Genomic DNA, 16,400 nt, shown 5'->3' with positions numbered 1-16,400 from the left:
GCGGGCGCCCGGGTCACCCGGGCGCCCGTAGGCTGTGACCATGGCGACAGCACTCATCACCGGCGCGAGCGCCGGCCTGGGTTTGGAGTTCGCGTGGCAGCTCGCCACGGCGCGGCACGACCTCGTCCTCGTGGCGCGCGACGAGGCGCGCCTCGAGGAGACCGCACGGCAGATCCGCGCCGCGGCCGGGGTGCGCGTCCAGGTGCTGCGCGCCGACCTGTCCGTGCCCGACGACGTCGCGCGCGTCGCGGAGCGCCTCGCCACGACCGGCGGCCCGGACGAGCGCCCGGTCGGCCTGCTCGTCAACAACGCGGGCTTCGCGACGCACCAGCACTTCGTCGGGGGCGACCTCGACGTCGAGCTCGAGGCGCTCGACGTCATGGTCCGCGCCGTCATGGTGCTGTCGCACGCGGCGGCGGGCCAGATGACGGAGCGCGGGCGCGGCGCGATCCTCAACGTCGCGTCGGTCGCGGCCCTCACCGCGGGCGGCACGTACGCGGCGGCGAAGGCGTGGGTGCGGTCCTTCACGGAGGGGCTCGCCGTCGAGCTGCACGGCACGGGCGTCACGGCGACCGTGCTGTGCCCCGGCTTCACGCACACCGAGTTCCACGACCGCGCCGACATCGACAAGTCCGTGCTCCCCGACCTCGCGTGGCTCGACGCCGACCGGGTCGTCGCCGAGGCGCTCGCGGACGTGCGGCGGGGCGTCGTCATCTCCACGCCGTCGGTGCGGTACCGGGTCGCGTCGGCGGCCCTGCGCGCGATGCCGCGCTCCGCCGTCCGCGCGATCGGCAAGTACCGCTAGGCACGGGGCGGGCCCGATACCCTGGCGGTCGTGACTACCGACCCCGCCTCGACGCTCGCCTCGACCCCCCGCGAGCAGCTGCTCGGCCTCATCCGTGAGCTCGCCGTCGTGCACGGCCGCGTGACGCTCTCCTCGGGCAAGGAGGCGGACTACTACGTGGACCTGCGCCGCGTGACGCTGCACCACCGCGCCGCGCCGCTCATCGGCCACCAGCTCCTCGACCTCCTCGAGGAGCAGGGGCTCGGCACGGCGGAGATCGACGCCGTCGGCGGCCTGACGCTGGGTGCCGACCCCATCGCGACCGCGCTCCTGCACGCCGCCGCGTCCCGCGGCCAGGACCTCGACGCGTTCGTGGTGCGCAAGGCGGCGAAGGCGCACGGGATGCAGCGCCAGATCGAGGGCCCCGACGTCGCGGGCCGGCGCGTCGTCGTCGTCGAGGACACCACGACCACGGGCGGCTCGCCGATCACGGCGATCGAGGCCGTGCGCGCGGCCGGGGGCGAGGTCGCGGGCGTCGCGACGATCGTCGACCGTGCCACGGGTGCGGGCGCGAAGATCGAGGCGCTCGGCGTGCCGTACCACTACCTGTTCAGCCTGGAGGACCTCGGCCTCGCCTGAGCCCCTCCCGCTCCGTCTCCCGCCGCTCGACGCGGCGCACCGCCCCGCGGCCTCCTGGGCCGCGGGGCGTCGTCGTGGCGGGAGGAGGCGCGCGTCACATCTCCATAGGTCAGGCTTACCTTGCTTTGGTGAGGCGACCCTTATATGGTCCGTCTCGGCGGAGCGTGAGCACGCTCCCTTCTCGGTCCCGCTCCCCGCCGGGACCTCGCCCGGACCAGCACGGGAGACCTTGTGCGCACTTCATCGCCGAGACGCGTCCGACGCGTCCTCGCCTCGTTCCTCGCCGCGGCGCTCGCCGCCGGCCTCACCGTCGCTGGCACCGGCGCCCCGGCCCAGGCGGCCGCGGCCGACGTGACCGGCGGGTCGGCCACCTGGAACTTCGTCGACTCGTGGACGTCGTACGTCACGGGCGGCATCGCCCAGGGCACGATCACCCCGCCGCTCCAGGGCGGCCAGGCGTCCTACGGCCCCGCGTCCGGCAGCTACGACGACGCGTCCGGGACGGGCTCGATCCGCCTCGGTGGATCGACCCGGTACGAGGGCCACCACGGCGCGCTCGACGTGACGATCTCCGACGTGCGGCTCGACCTCACCGGCCCGACGACGGGCGCGGTCTACGCGGACTTCGCGGGCACGGTGAACGCCGGCGCGGGGAACGACGTCAAGGTCGCCGACGTCACGGTGACCGCGACGCGGGCCGGTGACGAGGTCACGTTCGTGGCGGACGGGACCGTCGTCGGGACGCTCGGGAACGTCTCGCCGTACTTCGCGTCGTACGCGGGCAAGCCCCTGTCGACCCTGACCGCCCGCGTCGTGTCGCCCGAGCCCGTGGCGCCCGCGCAGGCGACGACGACCACGCTCGCCGCAGCGCCCGCGGGCACGTCCGCGGCCGGGGCGAGCGTGACGCTCACCGCGACCGTCGCGCCCGCCGCCGCGGGCACGGTCGAGTTCCGCGACGGCGGCACCGCCCTCGGCACCGCTCCCGTGGCCGACGGCGTCGCGCGCCTCGAGACCGCGGCCCTCGCCGCGGGCAGCCACCAGCTGAGCGCCGCCTTCGCGCCCGCCGACCCGTCCGCGTTCGTCGCCTCGGCGTCCGCGGCCGTCGCGCACACGGTGACCGCCGCGGAACCCGAGCCGGAGCCCGCCGTCGACCCCGCGGTCACGGTGTCGCCGTCGGCGCCCGTCGACCCGGCGGTGGAGAACACGTTCACGATCCAGGGGACCGGGTTCGTCGGCGCGGGCGCCGCGAACGGTGCGTACGTGCTCCTCGGCGACGCCTCGATCTGGGACGGCAGCGGCCCCCTCGTCGCGAGCGGCTGGCTCGCCCAGGGCTGGGTCATGCCGCAGCAGGTGCGCGACGGCGCGTTCACGACGACGCTGACCGTCCCGGCCGGGATGCTCGACCCGGCGAAGCAGTACGTGGTGGCGACGTCCGCCGCGCACGGCCTCTCGGTGACCGACCGCAGCCTCGACACGTTCACGCCCGTCGCGGTCCAGGGCGGCACGACGCCCGAGCCGGTCTGGGAGCCGCGGATCACCCTCTACGCCGCCGACGGCACGACGCCGCTCGGGGACGCGCCCGTCCGCCCGGACGACAGGATCGTCGTCAAGGGCTCGGGCTTCGACCCGGCCGCGAACGTCGCGCCGGCGGGCAACCGCCCGCCGATCTCCGGCGGCATCCCCGCCGGCACCTACGTGGTCTTCGGCAGCTTCGCGACCGACTGGCGCCCGTCGGAGGGTGCCCCGTCGAGCGCGCGCACGGCCGGCTCGCAGCGGTGGGCCCTCTCGTCCGCGGCGCTCGACCAGGTGGACCCGCGCTACCAGTCCGCGATCCGCGGGCAGTGGGCCGAGCTCGCGCCGGACGGCACGTTCACCGCCGAGCTCGTCGCGAGCGAGCTCGAGCGTGAGGGCGGCCGCTACGGCGTCTACACGTACGCCGCGGGCGGCACGGTCAACGCCGCGCAGGAGCTGTACGCGCCCGTCGCGTTCACGACGGAGCCCGAGGCGCCCGTGTGGGAGCCCGAGATCTCGGTGCTCGCCGCGGACGGCACGACACCCCTCGGCGACACCCCGGTCGCGGTGGGCGACACGATCGTCGTCCGGGGCACCGGCTTCGACCCGGCGGCGAACGTCGGCGGGCGCGGCGTCCCGATCCCGGCGACGCTCCCGCAGGGCACCTACGTCGTGTTCGGGAGCTTCGCCGAGCAGTGGCGGCCGTCCGAGGGCGCCGCGGCGTCGACGCGCAAGGTCGGCTCGCAGGTGTGGGCCCTCGCCGAGCCCGTGCTCGACCAGGTCCCCGCGCAGTACCAGTCGGTGGTCCGGGCGCAGTGGACGGACATCACGCCGGACGGCACGTTCGAGGCACGCCTCGTCGTCAAGAACCCCGCCGCGCTCGAGGGCGGGCGCTACGGCGTCGCCACCTACGGCGCGGGCGGCGTGAGCAACGCCGCGCAGGAGCAGTTCGTCCCCGTCGCGTACGACGCACCGGGCACGCTCACCGTCACGCCCGCGTCCACCACGGTGGAGGCCGGCTCGACGGTCCGCGTCACCGTGCGCGGCCTCGGTGGGGACGACGCGGTCAAGGCCGTGACGCTCGGTGGCACCCCGGCGTCGTACTCCCGCGACGGCGCGACGCTCGTGCTCACGGTCCCCGCCGGCACCCCCGCCGGGCCCGTCCCCGTCGTCGTCACGTCGGAGCTCGGCCTGACCGGCAGCACCACGCTGACCGTGACCACCCCGGTCCCCGGCGGCGAGGCGAAGGCGACCACGACGACGCTCGCGTCGTCCGCGACGTCGGTCGTCGAGGGCACGGCGGTGACGCTCACCGCGACGGTCGCGCCGAAGGCCGCCGGCACGGTTCGGTTCGTCGCGGGCGGCACGACCCTGGGCACCGCGACCGTCACGGACGGTGTCGCGACGTTCCGGACGGCCCCGCTCTCCGTCGGGTCGCACGCCCTGAGCGCGACCTTCGTCCCCACGGACGCCACCGCCTACCGCGGCTCGACGTCCGCGCCGGTGACGGTCGCGGTGACCGCCGCGCCGACGACCCCGGCGCCGACGACGGCCGGCAGCCTCACGTGGGGCGTCAAGGAGTCGTTCCGCAGCTACATCGTGGGCCCGGTCGCGAAGGGCGGCGCGACGGCGACGAGCGGCGCGAGCGTCGTCGACGGCGTCTTCCGCTTCGGCCAGGCCGACGGCGGCACGTGGACCGCCGCGAGCGGCCGGGGGACGGCCCGGTACGCCGGGACGGTCCGCTTCACCGGCCACGCGGGCGCGCTCGACCTCACCCTGTCGAACCCGGTGGTCGAGATCACCGGCCCGGGCACGGGTCGCCTGCTCGTGGACGCGCGCTCCACGGGGCTGGACGGCTCGACGTTCGACCGCACGGGCGTCGCCGTCGCGACACTGGCGCTCGGCACGCCGACGACGGGCGCGGACGGGGCCGTGACGTTCCGGGACGCGACCGCGACGCTCACGGCGGACGGCTCGCTCGCGTTCGTCGGCTTCTACCCTGCCGGGACGGCGCTCGACCCCGTGACGTTCACGGTCGGCGCGAAGGCGACCGCGCCCGGGGGCGGCGGCACCATCGGCGCCCCGGGCGACGGCTCGACCGGCGGGTCCGTGGACCCGGCGAAGGCGACGCTCTCGGTGGCGCAGGCACGCCCGGGCGACGAGGTGACGATCAGCGGCGTCGGGTTCGGTGCGCGCGAGCCCGGTATCCGCACGGAGCTCCGCTCGACGCCGCGCACGCTCGCGACGGGCACGACCGCGAACGCCGGCGGCGCCGCGACCTCGACCGTGACGATCCCGAAGGACGTCGCGCCGGGCGAGCACACGCTCCTCCTCGTCGGTGCGGACCACACCGCGTCCGCGCCGATCACGATCGTGGGCGCCGGCACGACCGACACCGGCACCGGGTCGGGCGGCGCGGCGGAGCAGTGCTTCGCGCAGGGCGTCAACGGCGCGACCCTCTCGTGGGGCGTGAGCGACCGGTTCCGGTCGTACGTCACCGGCCCGATCGCGAAGGGCTCGGTCTCGACGGACGGCGTGCGGGACGGCGGCTCGGCGTTCACGTGGAGCGGCGGCAAGGGCTCGTTCAACACGGACCTCGGCAAGGGCCGCGCGAGCTTCGGCGGGTCGGTGTCGTTCTCCGGGCACGAGGGCATCCTCGACCTGCGGATCAGCAACCCGCGGGTGGTCGTGGACGGGTCGTCGGGCACGCTCGTGGTCGACGTGCAGAGCAGCGACATGGAGGGCAACAAGTCCTCGTCGACCGGCGTCGCGTTCGCGAGCCTGGACCTGTCGGGGAAGAAGGCGACGTCGGGCTCCACGATCACGTGGAGCGGCGTCCCCGCGACCCTCACGGCCGCCGGCGCGAAGGCGTTCGCCGGGTTCTACGAGGCCGGGACCGCGCTCTCGCCGGTGACGGTGAGCTTCCCGGTCGGCGGCGACGTCGAGTGCGACGCCTACTCGGGGGCGCTCGCCACGACCGGCTCCGACGCCGGGAGCCTCGCGCTCCTGGCCGGGACGCTGCTGCTCACCGGTGCGGCCCTCCTGGCGGTGCGCCGCCGTCGCGCGGGTCGCGCGGAGGTGGCCGCGGCCGCCTGACCCGGTCCCCGGCACGACGACGCCCGGTCACCTCGCGGTGACCGGGCGTCGTCGTGCGTGCGGGGCTCCCCGGGGAGCTGGAACGGCCGGACCGGCCCGGCGTGCCCTCAGACGAGGTCGACGAGGTCCGCGACGGAGTCGACGACCTTGCTGGGCCGGAACGGGTAGCGGTCGACGTCGGACATCGTCGTGGAGCCCGTCATGACGAGGTAGGTGTACAGGCCCGCCTCGATGCCCGCGACGACGTCGGTGTCCATCCGGTCGCCGATCATCGCGGTCGTCTCGGAGTGGGCGTCGATGCGGTTGAGCGCGGAGCGGAACATCATCGGGTTGGGCTTGCCGACGAAGTACGGCTTACGGCCCGTCGCCGAGGTGATCATCGCCGCGACGGCGCCCGTGGCGGGCAGCGGGCCCTCCTGCGACGGCCCGGTCGTGTCGGGGTTGGTGCAGATGAACCGCGACCCGCCCAGCACGAGGCGGATCGCCTTGGTGATCGCCTCGAACGAGTACGTGCGCGTCTCGCCGAGCACCACGTAGTCCGGGTCGGACTCGGTGAGCGTGTAGCCGGCCTCGTAGAGCGCGGTCGTCAGCCCGGCCTCGCCCACGGCGTACGCGCTGCCCTGGGGGATCTGGTCGGTGAGGAACTGCGCCGTCGCGAGCGCCGACGTCCAGATCGACTCCTCCGGCACGTCGATGCCCGACGTCGCGAGCCGCGCCCGCAGGTCGCGTGCCGTGAAGATCGAGTTGTTCGTGAGGATGAGGAACGGCCGGCCCTTGTCGCGCAGCGCGCGCACGAACTCCGGGGCGCCGGGGATCGCGTGGCCCTCGTGGACGAGCACGCCGTCCATGTCGGTGAGCCAGCTCGTGATCTCTCGGGTCATGTCAGGCGTCCTTCCCGTCCGTGTCGGCCTGGCCGACGGCGGTCGCGTCCTCCGCGACCCCGGTCCTCTGCTGGGCGTCGGCCGCGATCTGCTCCTCGAGCGCCGCCGCCCGCTTCTCCGCCCGCCGCCCGCGCCAGACCTCGACGACCATGGGCAGCACGGACAGGAAGACGATGAGGAGGACGAGCGCCTCGATGTTCTCCTTGACGAACGTGATGTTCCCCAGGAGGTAGCCGAGCCACGTGAGGCCGACGGCCCAGAGCAGCGCGCCGAGCGCGTTGAACCCGACGAAGTGCCGGTAGTGCATCTTGCCGACGCCCGCGGCGACGGGGGCGTACGTGCGCACGATGGGCACGAACCGCGCGATGACGATCGTCCGGCCGCCGTACTTCTCGAAGTAGGCGTTCGTCTGGTCGATGTACTTGCGCTTGAAGAACCGGGAGTCGGGCCGGTCGAACACCTTGGGCCCGACGGTGCGTCCGATGAGGTACGCCGTCTGGTCGCCGAGGAACGCCGCGGCGAACAGCAGGACGAGCAGCACGGGCAGGCTGATCTGCAGCGACTCCTGCGCGACGAGCGCGCCCGCGGTGAACAGCAGCGAGTCGCCCGGCAGGATCGGGAAGAGCAGGCCCGTCTCGATGAAGATGACGACGACGATCCCGACGAGCGCGGCGTCGCCGAAGCGCTCGATGAGCGTCATCGGGTCCATCCAGTCGGGGCCCAGGGCGGCGACCGGTCCGGCGGCGCCGAGGCTCGCGGCGTGCGCGGCTCCCGGGAGGGCGGAGGCGAGCTCGGCGAGGGTGTTCACGGGTCACCAGCGTAGCCGGGCGCGGCCGCGCGGCCCGGCGGTCGGTGTGGACCCGCCGTGGAGGTCCGGCGACGGCGGACCTGCGGGTCCCGGCAGAATGTGCGCCATGGCGAGCAGCGCGGGCGAGGTGGGCGAGCGGGAGGCGGACGAGCGCGAGGTCGGCGTCGGCCCGTGGCCGGGCGGCCCGGAGGCGTGGCCCCGCGTCCCGGACCCCGCCGGACCGCCCGAGGCGACGCGGCTCGACCCCCGGTACGACCCCGAGCTGCTCGCGCACGGCGACCGTCGCAACGTCGTCGACGCCTACCGGTACTGGACGGTCGAGGCCGTCGTCGCCGACCTCGACGCGCGCCGCGACCCGGCCCGCCGGCTCCACGTCGCGATCGAGAACTGGGCGCACGACCTCAACATCGGCTCCGTCGTCCGCACCGCCAACGCGTTCAACGCGGCCGGGGTGCACGTCGTGGGGCGACGGCGGTGGAACCGCCGCGGCGCCATGGTCACCGACCGCTACCTGCACGTGCACCACCACGCGTCGGTGGCGGACCTCGCGGTCTGGGCGGCGGGGGAGGGGCTGCCGCTCCTCGGGGTCGACAACGTCCCGGGGTCGGTGCCGATCGAGGGCTACGCGCTGCCCCCGTCGTGCGTGCTGCTCCTCGGCCAGGAGTCGGCCGGGCTGACGCCCGAGGCGGTCGAGGCGTGCCGCGCGGTGCTCCACATCACGCAGCACGGGTCGACCCGCTCGATCAACGCCGGCGCCGCCGGCGCGATCGCCCTGCACGCCTGGGCGGCGCAGCACCTGGGGCCGACGGGGCCGCCGAGGTAGAGGCGTGGTCATCCGGGGACCACGGGTCGAACGGCCCTGACCTCGCGCTGTCATCCATGCCAGACTTTGACCTGACAGTCCACCCCGCACGACTCCACAGGAGCTCCGCATGCCCATCGCAACCCCCGAGGTCTACGCCGAGATGATCGACCGGGCGAAGGCAGGCTCGTTCGCCTACCCGGCCGTCAACATCACCTCGTCGCAGACCATCACCGCCGCGCTCCAGGGCTTTGCCGAGGCCGAGTCCGACGGCATCATCCAGGTCTCGGTGGGCGGCGCCGAGTACGGCTCGGGTTCGACGGTCAAGGACCGCATCGCCGGTTCGCTCGCGCTCGCGGCGTACGCGCGCGAGGTCGCGAAGAACTACCCGGTGCAGATCGCGATCCACACCGACCACTGCGTCAAGAAGAACCTCGACTCCTGGGTCCGCCCGCTCCTGGCCATCGAGGCCGAGCAGGTGAAGAACGGCGGCCTGCCGACGTTCCAGTCGCACATGTACGACGGCTCGGACGTCCCCCTGGACGAGAACCTCACCATCGCGGCCGAGCTGCTCGAGCTCTCGCAGGCGGCGCGCACGATCCTCGAGATCGAGGTCGGCGTCGTCGGCGGCGAGGAGGACGGCCACGAGGCCGAGATCAACGAGAAGCTCTACACGACGGTCGAGGACGGCCTCGCGACGATCGAGGCGCTCGGCACGGGCGAGAAGGGCCGCTACCTGACGGCCCTCACGTTCGGCAACGTGCACGGCGTGTACAAGCCGGGTGCGGTCAAGCTCCGCCCGGAGATCCTCAAGGAGATCCAGGAGGCCGTCGGCGCGAAGGTCGGCAAGGAGAACCCGTTCGACCTGGTCTTCCACGGCGGCTCCGGCTCCACGGCCGAGGAGATCTCGGCGGCGGTGGACTTCGGCGTCATCAAGATGAACATCGACACCGACACGCAGTACGCGTTCACGCGCCCCGTCGTCGGCCACATGTTCTCGAACTACGACGGCGTCCTGAAGGTCGACGGCGAGGTCGGCAACAAGAAGGCCTACGACCCGCGCGCCTGGGGCAAGCTGGCCGAGGCCGGCATGGCCGCGCGCATCATCGAGGCGTCGCAGCAGCTGCGCTCCGCGGGCAACAAGATCCGCTGACGCCGCACGGCCCGGCGTCGCTCCGGGCCCGCGTCGCACGAAGGCCCCCGGTCCGTGAGGACCGGGGGCCTTCGTCGTGCTGCGGCCGCGCGCCCGGCGACGGGCGTCAGGCGGCCACGAGCGTCAGTCGGTGGTGCCCGCGCCGTTGCCGGGAGGCTCGTCGAGGTCGAAGCCGGGGTCCACGTCGACGATGTCGAGCAGCTCGCCGATGCGGGTCACCTCGAGGAGGAACCGCACCGTGGGCGGGGCGCGGAGGACGCGCACGCGGTGCGGGCCGCGCGACGCGAGACGTGCGAGGAACGCCACACCCGACGAGTCCATGAAGGTCACGTGGTGGGCGTCGATCTCGACGGGCAGGCCGGAGTCCTCCGCCGCGGCGGTCGCCTCCTGGAGGTCAGCGCCGAGGTCGGCGTCGATCTCGCCCGAGAGCACGATCCGGGCTCGCGTCGTGCCCACGATCACGTGCACGCTCGCGGGGTCGCCCGCTCCTGCGGGGTCGCCGGCGACGCCGACCGGGCGGTCTGCGGCCGGGGGTGTACCTTCGCGCACCGGCGCTCCTCTCTGGCGTGGTCCGGACCGGTTCCGGTCTCGGGAAGCACCAATCTACGGTTGAATGTCCAGTCGGGACAGTAACGCGACCGTGGCGTCCGTTTCCAGACGATCGACGCTCGGACCGTCGGAGGTGACGATGGGCAGCTCGCCGGAGCTCGGCACCGACCTGCCCGCGCACGTCCAGGAGCTGTGCACGCGCGCGATGGACGCCACCGGGGTCGCGATGTTCGTCACGGGCCCGCGGTCGGCGGAGATGCCGATCGTCTGGGTCAACCGCGCGTTCGAGCGGCAGACCGGGTTCACCGCCGCCGAGGTGCTCGGCCGCAGCCCGCAGGTCCTCGAGTCGCTCCTCGCGAACCCCGTCGACGCGCAGCAGCTCCGCGCCGCCGTGGCCGACGAGCGCGAGCTCACCTACACGGTGCGCACCTTCCGGCGCGACGGGGTCGCGGTGTGGACGCAGCTCTCGCTCGCGCCCCTCACCGGCCCGGACGGCGCGGTGACCCACTGGGTCGGTGCGCAGGTCGACGTCTCCGAGCACCTCGACCGGTACGCCGCCCAGGTCGCGTCGCTCGCGCTCGAGCGGCGCGAGCGCGCGGTGCTCGACGTCGTCGCCCGCAGCTCCGACCTCCTCGCCGACCTCGACCAGCCGTACGCGCTGCGCGACATCACGGCGCTGCTCGCGGGGTACGTCGTCGACTGGGCGGGCTTCTACCTCAACGACGACGGGCTGCGGTACGCGGAGGGCGTCGACACGGCGGCGCCCCCGAGCGGGCGCGGCCAGCGGCACGGCCGCTACACGCCCGGCGTGCTGCCCCTCGCCCCGGGCGTGCACACGACCGACGCGCTCGGCGACTCGGCCTCCGTCACCGGCTCGGTGCCGCGCGTCCGCGTGGACGTGCCCGACCGCGTCCAGGACGTGCTCGACGGGCGCATCGAGGGGCCGGTGACGCTCGACCTCTCCGCCACGTACCCGCAGTGGTCCGCCTCGGGCTGGCTCCAGCGCGACCTCCACCACCGGCTCTCCGGGCTGCCCCGGCGGCCGGGTTCCGTGACCGTGTCCGCCGTCCCGGGGCGCCGGCGCATCCTCGGCCTGCTCGTCACGGGCGACCTGCCCGACACGCCGCCGCAGGGGTTCGGCACCGACGCGGAGGCCCGCGAGGGCGTGCGCACGCTGCTGCAGGTCATCGCGCGCCGGGCCGGCACCGCGATCGACAACGTGCGCCTCTACGCGCGCGAGCACCGCCTCGCCGAGACGCTCCAGCGCGCGATGCTCCCCGAGCAGGCCGACGTCACGGGTCTCGACGTGTGGACGTACTACGCGCCGAACTCCGAGCACGCCCAGGTGGGCGGCGACTGGTACGACGTCCTGCAGATCGCGCCGGACGTCGTCGGCCTCGTCATCGGCGACGTCGTGGGGCACGACGTCGAGGCCGCGGCCGCCATGGGCCAGCTCCGCTCGGTGGTGCGCTCGTACGCCTACGAGCTCACGACGCCCGGCCCCGTGCTCGAGCGCGTCGACCAGCTCGTCCAGGGCATGCGCATCCCGCGCTCCGCGAGCCTCGTGTACGCGGCGCTCACGCAGCCGGACGCCGCGCAGCCCGAGGACGCGTGGCGGATCGAGTACTCGCGCGCCGGCCACCTGCCGCCGCTCCTGCTGCGCGACGGCACCGTGACGCAGCTCGACGACGCCGGGGGAGCGCTCGTCGGCTTCGGCGGCCGCAGCCGCTCGACGGGCGTCGCGACGCTCCTGCCGGGCGACACGCTCGTCTTCTACACCGACGGCCTCATCGAGCGCCGCGACCGCGCCCTGCGGGTCGGGCTGGAGGCGCTCGTCGCGGCGTCCGAGGCGGTCACGGCCGTCGACGCCGCGGGCGTGGGCGAGGAGCTGCTGTCGCGCCTGGCCGACGCCCCCGAGGACGACGTCGCGCTCGTCGTCGTGCGCATCCCCGACCCGCAGCGGGACGCGTCCGCCGTCGTGCTCAGCCCGCGCAGCCGCCGCTGGCTCCTGCCGAGCGAGCCGGCGTCGATCGGGCGGGCGCGGCACGCCGTCGTGCGCACGTGCCAGGCGTGGGGCGTGCGGGAGAGCGCGAACGCGGAGCTCGTCGTCTCGGAGCTCGTCGCGAACGGCGTGCTGCACGGGTGGGGCCACCTCGCGCTGCGCCTGTTCGACACGGGCGACGGCATCCGCGTCGAGGTCGAGGACTCCAACCCCGCGCCGCCCGTCCCGACGGACGGGCACCCGAACCGCATGGGCGGCTTCGGCATGCAGATCGTCGAGCGGCTCGCCGACTGGGGGTGGCGCCCGACGGCGTCGGGCAAGCTCGTGTGGGCGACCCTGCGGCCCTCGGGGCGCTAGGTCGGCCCGCGGGCGTCAGGCCGGGGGCTCGACCTTGGCGAAGCCGGACGGCGGCGTCGCGGGCTCGCAGCGGTGGTCGTTGTCGATGCGGAACAGCTCGAGCGCGCCGCACACCTCGAGCACGAACAGGTCCCGGTCGTCGCAGCCGCGCAGCACCGTCGCACCGCCGCGCTTGCGACCGGCGTCGGCGAGCGAGATGAGGAACGCCGCGCCGGTGGAGTCCATGAACGTCACGCGGCACATGTCGATGACGAGGAGCTGACGGCGCAGCCCGACGACGCGTGCCGCGATCTCCGGGAACTGGTCGCGCTCGGCGAGATCGAGGTCTCCGGCGATGACGAGGGTCGTCGTCGCGGGGGACGTGGCGATCTCGATCATGCCCACGACTCTAGACGCCGCCCGGGTGCGTCGCGCGCCCACCCGGTGGTCGCCGGGCGGACGCGCGGCCGGTCAGCGCAGCGCGCGCACCTCGTCGGCCGAGGTCCCGGAGTCGCGCAGGAACTGCTCGCAGCGCTCCGCCTCCTCGACCTCGCCGAGGTACGCGGCGCACTCGGCGAGGGCCAGGAGCGCGCGCAGGAAGCCCTGGTTCGGCACGTGGTCGGCCGGGATCGGTCCCTGGCCGCGCCAGCCGGCGCGCCGCAGGGAGTCCAGCCCGCGGTGGTAGCCGGTGCGCGCGAACGCGTAGGCCGTCACCGCGCCGCGCGAGCCGTTCTCGTGGAGGAAGTCCTCGGCGAGGTAGGCCCAGGCGAGCGAGCTCGCGGGCGAGCGGCCCGCGATCTCGTACGGGTCGCCGTCGGCCGCGATGGCGTCGCGGACGTGCGCGTAGTCGTCGGGGAGGCGGACGGGCGCGGGGCCGTCGAGGAGGTTCGGGTGGGTGTCGCTCATGAGGCCATTCTGCCCATCCCGGGCGTGACGCGGTCGATAGCCGCCTCGAAGGTCAATTTCCGTCATCCGACCGGTAAACTCGGCGCCGGTCCCCGGGTCTCTGCCGCCCGGGTGACGCCTCGGGCCCGCGGGCCCGGCGCCGTCGGGCACGCCGTGCCCGCTCCGCTCCGGACGCCGGTGCGCGCCCACGACCATGACCGGCCCGAGGAACAGGCAGCGCGAAAGTGGGGATTCCATGCCAGGCGTGGTGCTCGTCGGTGCCCAGTGGGGCGATGAGGGCAAGGGCAAGGCGACCGACCTCCTCGGGTCCCGGGTCGACTACGTGGTCAAGTTCAACGGCGGCAACAACGCCGGCCACACGGTCGTCATCGGGGACGAGAAGTACGCGCTCCACCTGCTGCCGTCGGGCATCCTGTCCCCGGGGGTCACGCCGGTCATCGCGAACGGTGTCGTCGTCGACATCGAGGTGCTGTTCCAGGAGCTCGACGACCTGATCTCGCGCGGCGTCGACGTCTCGCGCCTGCTCGTCTCGGGCTCCGCGCACGTCATCGCGGGCTACCACCGCACGATCGACAAGGTGAGCGAGCGGTTCCTCGGCAAGCGCCGCATCGGCACGACGGGCCGCGGCATCGGGCCGGCGTACGCGGACAAGATCAACCGCGTCGGCATCCGCATCTGGGACCTGTTCGACGAGAAGATCCTCGCGGAGAAGATCGAGGGCTCGCTCGACCAGAAGAACCACCTGCTGGTGAAGGTCTACAACCGCCGTGCCATCACCGTGGACGAGACCGTGGCCGAGCTGCTGCAGTACGCCGACCGGCTCAAGCCGATGGTCGCGGACACGGCGCTCGAGCTGAACAAGGCGCTCGACGCGGGCAAGAACGTCCTCTTCGAGGGCGGGCAGGCCACGATGCTCGACGTCGACCACGGGACGTACCCGTTCGTCACGTCGTCCAACGCGACCGCGGGCGGCGCGCTCACGGGCTCCGGCGTCGGGCCGACGCGCATCAGCTCCGTGATCGGCGTCATCAAGGCGTACACGACGCGCGTGGGCGAGGGCCCGTTCCCGACCGAGCTGTTCGACGCGAACGGCGAGTACCTGCTCAAGCAGGGCGGCGAGTACGGCGTCACGACGGGCCGCGCGCGCCGCTGCGGCTGGTACGATTCGGTGATCGCGCGCTACGCGACCCGCGTCAACGGCATCACCGACATGGTGCTCACCAAGCTCGACATCCTCACCGGCTTCGAGAAGGTGCCGGTCTGCGTCGCGTACGACGTCGACGGCGTCCGGTACGACGAGATGCCGCTCGACCAGACGGCGTTCCACCACGCGAAGCCGATCTACGAGGAGCTCGACGGCTGGTGGGAGGACATCTCCGGCGCCCGCACGTTCGACGACCTGCCGGTCAACGCGCAGCGCTACGTGCACGCGCTGGAGGAGATGTCGGGCACGCGGATCTCCGCGATCGGCGTCGGCCCGAGCCGCGACGCGATCATCCCGCGCCACGACCTCATCCACTGAGCCGACGCCCCCTGCCGACCACGGCCCGGACGCCCTGCGGGGCGTCCGGGCCGTCTCGGTAGACTCGGCGCCCGTGAAGATCCTCGTCGTCGGGACCGGTGCCCGCGAGCACGCCATCGTCCACGCCCTCGCGCACGAGGCCGACCGCCCGGGCGCGGAGCGGCACGAGCTGCACGCCGCCCCGGGGAACCCGGGCATCGGGGACCTCGCGACGCTGCACGCGGTGGACCAGAACGACGGCGCCGCGGTGGCCGCGCTCGCGACGGACCTGGGCGTCGACCTCGTCGTCGTCGGCCCGGAGGCGCCGCTCGTCGCCGGCGTCGGGGACGCGGTGCGCGAGGCCGGCGTCCCCGTGTTCGGGCCGAGCGCCGAGGCCGCGCGGCTCGAGGGCTCCAAGGCGTTCGCGAAGGACGTCATGGCCGCCGCGTCGGTCCCCACGGCGCTCGCGCACGTGTGCACCAACGTCGACGAGGTCGCGGCCGCCGTCGACGCGTTCGGCGCGCCCTACGTCATCAAGGACGACGGCCTGGCCGCGGGCAAGGGCGTCGTCGTCACGGAGGACCGTCAGGCCGCGCTCGAGCACGCCGCCGCGTGCTTCGCGACGCCCCGCCGTGCGGCGGACGGCACACCTGAGGACCCGTGCGTCGTCGTCGAGGAGTACCTCGACGGTCCCGAGGTCTCCCTCTTCTGCGTGAGCGACGGCGCGACGGTCGTGCCGCTCGCCCCCGCCCAGGACTTCAAGCGTGCGTTCGACGCCGACGCGGGCCCGAACACGGGCGGCATGGGCGCCTACAGCCCGCTGCCGTGGGCGCCCGAGGGCCTGGTGGAGGAGGTCGTCACGCGCGTCGCGCAGCCGACGATCGACGAGATGGCGCGGCGCGGCACCCCGTTCGTCGGCGTGCTCTACGTGGGTCTCGCGCTGACGAGCCGCGGCACGCGCGTCGTCGAGTTCAACGCGCGCTTCGGCGACCCGGAGACGCAGTCCGTGCTCACGCGCCTCGCGACGCCGCTGTCCGCGGTCATGCTGGCGGCGGCCGAGGGGCGGCTCGCCGAGGTCGGCCCGCTGCGCTGGCACGACGACGCGTCGGTCACCGTCGTCGTCGCGGCGCACGGCTACCCGGGCGCCGTCCGTGGCGGCGACCCGATCACGGGGATCGACGCGGCGGAGGGCGTCGAGGGCGTGCACGTGCTGCACGCGGGCACGTCGCGCGCGGACGGCGGCCTGGTCGCGTCGGGCGGCCGCGTGCTGTCGGTCGTGGCGCGCGGCGCGGACCTGGCCGAGGCGCGCCGCCGGGCGTACGCCGCGGTCGACCGCATCGTGCTCCCGGGCTCGCACCACCGCACCGACATCGCGGCGAGGGCCGCCGCGGGCGAGGTCACGCTCGCGGGCTGACAACCCCGCCGTCGAGC

At 74.3% G+C, this 16,400-nt stretch carries 13 protein-coding genes; 8 read left to right on the top strand and 5 right to left on the bottom strand.

Annotated features, from left to right (window positions below; all coding sequences use genetic code 11):
- The first annotated feature begins 40 nt into the window (after positions 1 to 40).
- The 3 genes from B9L22_RS03950 (at position 41) to B9L22_RS03940 (ending at position 6,031) form a co-directional block, all read left to right on the top strand.
- The gene (locus tag B9L22_RS03950) at positions 41 to 805 is read left to right on the top strand and encodes an SDR family oxidoreductase (protein ID WP_086149273.1); all 765 of its coding nucleotides are present in this window, start codon (positions 41 to 43) and stop codon (positions 803 to 805) included.
- Positions 806 to 835: 30 nt separating this feature from the next.
- Positions 836 to 1,423 (top strand): orotate phosphoribosyltransferase, encoded by a 588-nt coding sequence (pyrE, locus tag B9L22_RS03945; protein ID WP_021483023.1) that lies wholly within the window; start codon positions 836 to 838, stop codon positions 1,421 to 1,423.
- A 231-nt stretch (positions 1,424 to 1,654) separates the two neighbouring features.
- Positions 1,655 to 6,031 carry an HtaA domain-containing protein gene (locus B9L22_RS03940; protein ID WP_086149272.1) on the top strand — a complete coding sequence of 1,459 codons (4,377 nt, stop codon included), beginning with the start codon at positions 1,655 to 1,657 and terminating at the stop codon, positions 6,029 to 6,031.
- 107 nt (positions 6,032 to 6,138) lie between these two features.
- On the opposite strand, the gene B9L22_RS03935 is transcribed toward B9L22_RS03940, so the two are convergent.
- Both B9L22_RS03935 and B9L22_RS03930 read right to left on the bottom strand, forming a co-directional pair.
- The gene (locus B9L22_RS03935; RefSeq protein ID WP_021482670.1) at positions 6,139 to 6,912 is read right to left on the bottom strand and encodes an HAD-IIA family hydrolase; all 774 of its coding nucleotides are present in this window, start codon (positions 6,910 to 6,912) and stop codon (positions 6,139 to 6,141) included.
- 1 nt (position 6,913) lies between these two features.
- Complete coding sequence (locus B9L22_RS03930; RefSeq protein ID WP_086149661.1) at positions 6,914 to 7,621, bottom strand: VTT domain-containing protein; 708 nt, start codon at positions 7,619 to 7,621, stop codon at positions 6,914 to 6,916.
- A 205-nt stretch (positions 7,622 to 7,826) separates the two neighbouring features.
- Here B9L22_RS03930 and B9L22_RS03925 point away from each other — a divergent pair, with 205 nt between their 5' ends.
- Both B9L22_RS03925 and fbaA read left to right on the top strand, forming a co-directional pair.
- Positions 7,827 to 8,543 carry a TrmH family RNA methyltransferase gene (locus tag B9L22_RS03925; protein ID WP_369824791.1) on the top strand — a complete coding sequence of 239 codons (717 nt, stop codon included), beginning with the start codon at positions 7,827 to 7,829 and terminating at the stop codon, positions 8,541 to 8,543.
- Positions 8,544 to 8,652: 109 nt separating this feature from the next.
- Positions 8,653 to 9,675, top strand: coding sequence for a class II fructose-bisphosphate aldolase (fbaA, locus tag B9L22_RS03920; protein WP_074805350.1), 1,023 nt, complete (start codon positions 8,653 to 8,655; stop codon positions 9,673 to 9,675).
- A gap of 123 nt (positions 9,676 to 9,798) precedes the next feature.
- Here fbaA and B9L22_RS03915 read toward each other — a convergent pair whose 3' ends face one another.
- Complete coding sequence (locus tag B9L22_RS03915; protein ID WP_021482033.1) at positions 9,799 to 10,224, bottom strand: STAS domain-containing protein; 426 nt, start codon at positions 10,222 to 10,224, stop codon at positions 9,799 to 9,801.
- 139 nt (positions 10,225 to 10,363) lie between these two features.
- Between B9L22_RS03915 and B9L22_RS03910 the strand changes: the two genes are divergently transcribed.
- Positions 10,364 to 12,583 carry a SpoIIE family protein phosphatase gene (locus tag B9L22_RS03910; protein WP_086149270.1) on the top strand — a complete coding sequence of 740 codons (2,220 nt, stop codon included), beginning with the start codon at positions 10,364 to 10,366 and terminating at the stop codon, positions 12,581 to 12,583.
- A gap of 15 nt (positions 12,584 to 12,598) precedes the next feature.
- On the opposite strand, the gene B9L22_RS03905 is transcribed toward B9L22_RS03910, so the two are convergent.
- Together B9L22_RS03905 and B9L22_RS03900 are read right to left on the bottom strand one after the other, a co-directional pair.
- Positions 12,599 to 12,961: an STAS domain-containing protein gene (locus B9L22_RS03905; RefSeq protein WP_043653881.1), complete on the bottom strand. Its 363-nt coding sequence runs from the start codon at positions 12,959 to 12,961 to the stop codon at positions 12,599 to 12,601.
- 72 nt (positions 12,962 to 13,033) lie between these two features.
- Complete coding sequence (locus B9L22_RS03900) at positions 13,034 to 13,468, bottom strand: DUF3151 domain-containing protein (protein ID WP_043653884.1); 435 nt, start codon at positions 13,466 to 13,468, stop codon at positions 13,034 to 13,036.
- 235 nt (positions 13,469 to 13,703) lie between these two features.
- Between B9L22_RS03900 and B9L22_RS03895 the strand changes: the two genes are divergently transcribed.
- Positions 13,704 to 14,990 carry an adenylosuccinate synthase gene (locus B9L22_RS03895; RefSeq protein ID WP_021482868.1) on the top strand — a complete coding sequence of 429 codons (1,287 nt, stop codon included), beginning with the start codon at positions 13,704 to 13,706 and terminating at the stop codon, positions 14,988 to 14,990.
- Positions 14,991 to 15,063: 73 nt separating this feature from the next.
- Positions 15,064 to 16,383 (top strand): phosphoribosylamine--glycine ligase, encoded by a 1,320-nt coding sequence (gene purD, locus B9L22_RS03890; protein WP_086149269.1) that lies wholly within the window; start codon positions 15,064 to 15,066, stop codon positions 16,381 to 16,383.
- Positions 16,384 to 16,400: the final 17 nt, after the last annotated feature.

This window comes from Cellulosimicrobium sp. KWT-B, from assembly GCF_002127155.1.
Lineage (GTDB): Bacteria > Actinomycetota > Actinomycetes > Actinomycetales > Cellulomonadaceae > Cellulosimicrobium > Cellulosimicrobium funkei.
Note: the sequence above shows the minus strand (reverse complement) of the source record. Positions and strands in the feature narration are given on the sequence as shown.